This window comes from Halobacillus sp. BBL2006, from assembly GCF_000786645.1.
Lineage (GTDB): Bacteria > Bacillota > Bacilli > Bacillales > Halobacillaceae > Halobacillus.
The window spans coordinates 1-5,144 of sequence record NZ_JRNX01000003.1 but is presented as its reverse complement, the minus strand read 5'-3'; the positions used below and the strand labels follow the sequence as shown (position 1 = coordinate 5,144).

Here is a 5,144-nt window from a genome sequence, read left to right as displayed (position 1 = left end):
AAGAAAGAAAAACAGAAACAGTATCAGCGTAACCTTGAAATCTTTGAGAGCAAGGCTACTCAATTATATGAGTTATTGAAACTAAAAGAAGAAGCAGAACTACGATTTGAAAGCACTTTGGCAGATAGAGCTGTACTGGCTATGTCCTTTATACAACATCAGCACTACATAGAACAGTTGGAAGAAAAAGTTAATGCGCTTCAGCCTGAGGTTCAAGAAGCAAGAAACTCGCTGAAGAAGACCCAGGTTCAATTGAGCGAGGCACATGTTGAAGTGAAAAAATTTGAGAAATTGATTGATCAAAAGCTTGCTACACAAAATCTCTTGATTAAAAAAGAGGAAAACAAGCAGATGGACGAGCTTTCCATGAAGCAATTTATTAATTTTAAGAATAGGTGATGGTATGGCAAAAAAAGCAAAGGTAAAACAGGAAAAAGGCAGTAAATTGCAATGGTTTTTCTTTGGTATTGTCATTCCCACCGTTTTCGCAGCTACGCTTGCTTTGATCGTTTTCACATTGCTTGGGATCAATGTTTTTGAGCAAGCAGAAAAGTATGCAAATCAAGTTCCGGGTTTGTCGAAGATTGTCTCCACTTCTGTGGAAAAAGAAGAGGTTGTTAAGGAAGAGCAACTTCAAGCGACTATCGCCAATGGAGAAGCTCAAATTGAACAGTTGCAAAGCGAAGTGGAGAGTAAGCAGGCGGTCATACAGGATATGGAACAGCAAATTGTACAGCTTGAAGCAGATCTAAAAGCATCCAATGAGAGTAAGACCGAAAACAAACAAGACGCTTCAGAAAATTTGGCGATTTCATTTGAAGAAATGGATCCGGAGGAAGCGGCACCAATTGTAGAAGAGATGGATAAAGCGTTAGCTGTAAAAATGCTTGCACAAGTTCCTGACGAAGAAAGAGGAGAAATACTTGGGAAAATGGATCCCGAGATTGCAGCGGGAATTGCCAGTTCGTTGATGCAGGAAGATTGACGTGCGTTCATTTGAAAGGAGGTGAGAAAAAATGCCAAGTATGATGCAGTTATTCTCTGCAAGAGCCCCTGCTTTATCTCAGTTGAACCTTTCTCATTCACCAAAAGCATCGAAAAATTTTCAACAGTTGCTTTCCGAGTTTCAATTGGAAGGAGAAAAGTATTCTCTTTCTCAGAACATGGAAAGCTTTCTTCAAACACTACAGTCCATTTTTGATGAAAACCGTCTGGATGTAAATGTACAAGAAATCGTTCGTGAACAGCCTGCAGGCTGGATTGAAGGCTTAACAGGGAAACTGAAGGGAATGAGCGGTCAGGAGTTGGAAACTCTGGTTACCGATCTTGACGCCATGAATACTGTGATGAATGCGTTGCTGAAAGAGGCGTCAATCCCTGTCTCGCAGACGAATACTAAACAACTGATTCATTCGGTCCTGCAAAAAACCAAAGAGTTAATTGGAAGTAAAGAGGAAATTGATGAAGATGAAAAAGGTTACGATATCGGGGCTTTTCATCTAATAGAGAATGTCATTGTTTCCAGGAGTAATAGCACTCATAGCCAACCTTCTACAGATGAATCAGCTCACTCTCTTTACAAACAATTGATGAATGCGTGGCAGAATTTTAAAAAAATGACAAGTCAAATGAACGCAAAGGATTTTATTGATGGTCAACAGTTGAATCAGAAGCAGGTTATAGAGGTTAAAGATTTATTACAACAATTCACCAGGCTACTCAAGCAAAACCCTTTGAACTCCACAGAACAATGGAGATCGGTTGTTTCTCAAGTGACTAATGATGGGACAGAAAGGCAGCAAAAAGTTTTTCAAAGTCTTCTGCAATCATTCAATCGAAGGGTCAATGTTCCTGAAACATATCAACAGCAAAGCCCGGTCAGTGGAAAAGAAGTTGTTAAGTGGCTGACACAAGCCATAGAGGCAACTGGTAAAGACCAGCTAAGTGAAAAGCAGGCGCAGGGAGGAAGCATCCCGGCTCAAACTATGACGAAAGTAGAACAGTATGTTCTTCACATCAATCAAAATCAGTCCCAGAATACGATGCAAAACAAATGGATGGAAGAGTTCGAGCGTGTGCTTTATTCTAGTAAGCTTTTTTTCAATAAGGCTGGAAATATGGAACTGCAGCTGAAGTTACGTCCAGCTAATTTAGGAGAAATGACAGTTAAATTGGCTGAGCTGAATGGTGAAATGGCAGTCAAAATTATTGTCAGCACACAAGCGTCTAAGGAAATGCTCGAATCGAATTTGGCGCAACTGCGACATATGTTCACTCCACAGCAGGTGGTTATAGAGAAGAATGAAAACCTTGCAGCCCAGCAACAGTTCTTTCAGGAATCTGAATCTAAAGATCCTGGCTATGATGGAGAGCAGGAACAACACGCTAGAGAAAGAGATGATCAGCCGGATGATCATGAGGAAGACTTATCTTTTCATGAAATTTTATTGAACGAGAAAGTGTAGGTGAATGTTTGATGACAACAATTGATCCTTCCTTGTACCTGCAAAATCAACAGAGTAGAGGAACAACTAATAATGTCCTAGGGAAAGATGATTTCTTGAAAATCCTAATGGCGCAAATCCAAAATCAAAATCCGCTCGATCCTATGAAGGACAAAGAATTTATTTCTCAAATGACACAGTTCTCAAGCTTAGAACAGATGACAAATATGTCTCAATCCTTCCAATCCTTCATGGATTCTCAAAGCGTGCCGCCCATCATTCAATATAGCGGATTAATCGGAAAAGAAATTACCTATCCAGTGCACAACCCTGATACCGGAGTACTGGAACGGACGGAAGAAGGCGTTGTTCAGGCAGTCAACCAAAAGGATGGCAAGACAACAGTGGAACTGCCTTCTGGGGAGAGCATTCCAGTTGATCAGATCATGAAAGTAAGTCAAACGGAAGAAGTTTAGATCGTATCAAGAAAGTAGGCGAATGGAATGGAACCTAAGATTCATCAATTGCATCAGCCGCTTCCTTCAATGAACCGTCAAAAACCGACTTCTCCTAAAGCGGAAACATCCTTTCAGCATGTTCTCAATGAAGTTCAAGAGCTTAAAGTTAGTAAGCATGCTAAAGAACGTCTACAAGAAAGGAAAATTGAAATTGGGGAAGCCAAATGGAGAGAAATATCCAATAAAATGTCGGAAGCTAAAAGGAAAGGTGTTACCGATTCATTAGTGATCACCGATCAAGCAACCCTTGTCGTAAGCACCAAAAATAATACTGTCGTAACAGCTATGGGTAGAGAAGAAGCATCATCCAAAATCTTCACCAATATTAACGGGACGATTGTTTTGGAAGATTAGGCTGGACCCTGATAGGGAGGCCTCTTGTCAGCTTGCGGACCGAATGAAGCAGCTGAAATCAATTTAAGAAAGGGATGTTGATCAATGTTACGTTCAATGTACTCAGGAATTTCCGGGATGAAAGGGTTTCAAACGAAGTTAGATACGATTGGAAATAACATCGCAAACGTAAACACGTATGGATATAAAAAAGGACGAGTGACGTTTCAGGATATGATGAGCCAAACGATGTCTAGCGCACAAGGACCCACTCAAGGAGCAGGCGGAAATGTGCGTGGGGGATTGAATCCTTCTCAAGTAGGCCTTGGTTCACAGATGGGGTCAATCGACACGATCCATACCCAAGGAAATAGGCAAACGACAAACCGACCTCTGGACCTCTCATTAGAAGGGGATGGCATGTTCGTATTAGCTGAAGCAGGATCAGATCAAATTAATACTGGTGGAGATATTGCTAATCTTCAAAATGTGAGCTTAAGCTTCTCAAGAGCAGGGAACTTTTACTTGGATTCTGATGGAGCGATTGTGAATAATGAAGGGAAATATCTTATTGGTCAGCCTTATGAAATAAATGATAATGCCGATAACACGGCGGGCACAAACCCTGGAGTGATTACGATTCCAGATGATGCGCAAAGTTTCAGCATCCAGACAGACGGAACAGTAAACTATATCGATGCCAATTCGAATTCAAAAGTTGCGGGACAGATTCGTTTAGCTAATTTCTCAAACAGTGGAGGTCTCCAGAAAGTTGGAGGTAATACATTCCAGAACACTGATAACGCAGGCATAACAGACGAAGATGAAGATGGGGTATTCAATAGTCTTGAAGACTTACTAGTAGCCGGACAAGACGGTACGGGGCAAATGATCTCTGGTGCGCTTGAAATGTCCAACGTCGACTTGGCAGAATCTTTTACAGAAATGATCACAGCACAAAGAGGTTTCCAGGCAAACACTAGAATCATCACGACTTCCGACGAAATTTTGCAGGAGCTCGTGAACCTTAAACGATAAAGGGAGGTAGGGAGACCTGAAACAGGCTCTCCCTGATCAACTATGATTTCTTTGACACGATTGAACGGGGAAGAGTTCACCTTTAACGCGATCTATATAGAGCAGCTCCAATCCAATCCTGATACGACGATTACGACGACGCGCGGAAGGAAGTTCGTTGTAAAAGAACCAGAGGAGGTTGTAATCAGGCGGATCAAAAAATTCTATCAGCAGATTGGTCTCATTAGAATTATTGAACAGGCAGGTGAGAGCGATTAGAAACAATATTTTCAAAACAATGATCATTGTTTTAAGTTCCTTAACTGTATTAGGAGTTGTTGCACTGATTTTAGTTACCAACTTAGGTGGCACAGAAGAAGCAAGCGGGGAACGGTCGATCGATGATATCCGTGAATCCTCCTACTTAACAGACGATATTACAACAGACCTGCAAAGTGGAGACTATGTGCGCATTCGTTTCAGAATCGTAACGGATAGCAAAAACTCATTGGAAGAACTTGAAAAAAGAGACTTCCAGGTTCAGAACATCTTGATAAAAGAATTAGCAACAATGGAATCCGATGCCTTCCAAACGGGATTATCAGGACTGGAAGAAACATTGAAACTAAAATTAAATGAGTTTATGACTGAAGGAAAAGTAACGGACGTCTATACCGTAGATAAAGTCCTACAATAAAAGTTGGAACTTTAAAGGGGGTGGGGATTTGGCTGAGGAGGTTCTCTCGCAACATGAGATTGACTCATTATTATCCGCACTATCGACAGGTGAGATGGATGCGGAAGATCTAAAAAATGAAGAAAAAGAGAAAAA

Annotated in this window: 8 protein-coding genes and 1 pseudogene; all 9 read left to right on the top strand. The window is 41.1% G+C overall.

The annotated features are described in order from the left end of the window. The coding region (gene fliJ, locus LD39_RS00050; RefSeq protein ID WP_035541453.1) for a flagellar export protein FliJ at positions 1-399 on the top strand (399 nt) is incomplete at its 5' end. Between the two features lie 4 nt (positions 400-403). Further along, positions 404-985, top strand: a complete 582-nt coding sequence (locus LD39_RS00045) for a magnesium transporter MgtE N-terminal domain-containing protein (RefSeq protein ID WP_035541450.1) — start codon at positions 404-406, stop codon at positions 983-985. A gap of 31 nt (positions 986-1,016) precedes the next feature. Then, positions 1,017-2,465: a flagellar hook-length control protein FliK gene (locus tag LD39_RS00040; RefSeq protein ID WP_035541448.1), complete on the top strand. Its 1,449-nt coding sequence runs from the start codon at positions 1,017-1,019 to the stop codon at positions 2,463-2,465. Positions 2,466-2,476: 11 nt separating this feature from the next. Continuing rightward, the gene (gene flgD, locus LD39_RS00035) at positions 2,477-2,920 is read left to right on the top strand and encodes a flagellar hook assembly protein FlgD (protein WP_035541445.1); all 444 of its coding nucleotides are present in this window, start codon (positions 2,477-2,479) and stop codon (positions 2,918-2,920) included. 27 nt (positions 2,921-2,947) lie between these two features. Beyond that, complete coding sequence (locus tag LD39_RS00030; protein WP_035541443.1) at positions 2,948-3,316, top strand: TIGR02530 family flagellar biosynthesis protein; 369 nt, start codon at positions 2,948-2,950, stop codon at positions 3,314-3,316. Positions 3,317-3,400: 84 nt separating this feature from the next. After that, positions 3,401-4,333: a flagellar basal body rod protein FlgG gene (gene flgG / locus LD39_RS00025; RefSeq protein WP_035541442.1), complete on the top strand. Its 933-nt coding sequence runs from the start codon at positions 3,401-3,403 to the stop codon at positions 4,331-4,333. Between the two features lie 42 nt (positions 4,334-4,375). Then, positions 4,376-4,591, top strand: coding sequence for a flagellar FlbD family protein (locus LD39_RS00020; protein WP_035541440.1), 216 nt, complete (start codon positions 4,376-4,378; stop codon positions 4,589-4,591). Next, positions 4,578-5,009, top strand: coding sequence for a flagellar basal body-associated protein FliL (gene fliL / locus LD39_RS00015; protein WP_369793205.1), 432 nt, complete (start codon positions 4,578-4,580; stop codon positions 5,007-5,009). The genes LD39_RS00020 and fliL overlap by 14 nt, the downstream gene beginning before the upstream one ends. A 28-nt stretch (positions 5,010-5,037) precedes the next feature. Continuing rightward, positions 5,038-5,144, top strand: a pseudogene (locus LD39_RS22395) (flagellar motor switch protein FliM); the annotation flags it as partial.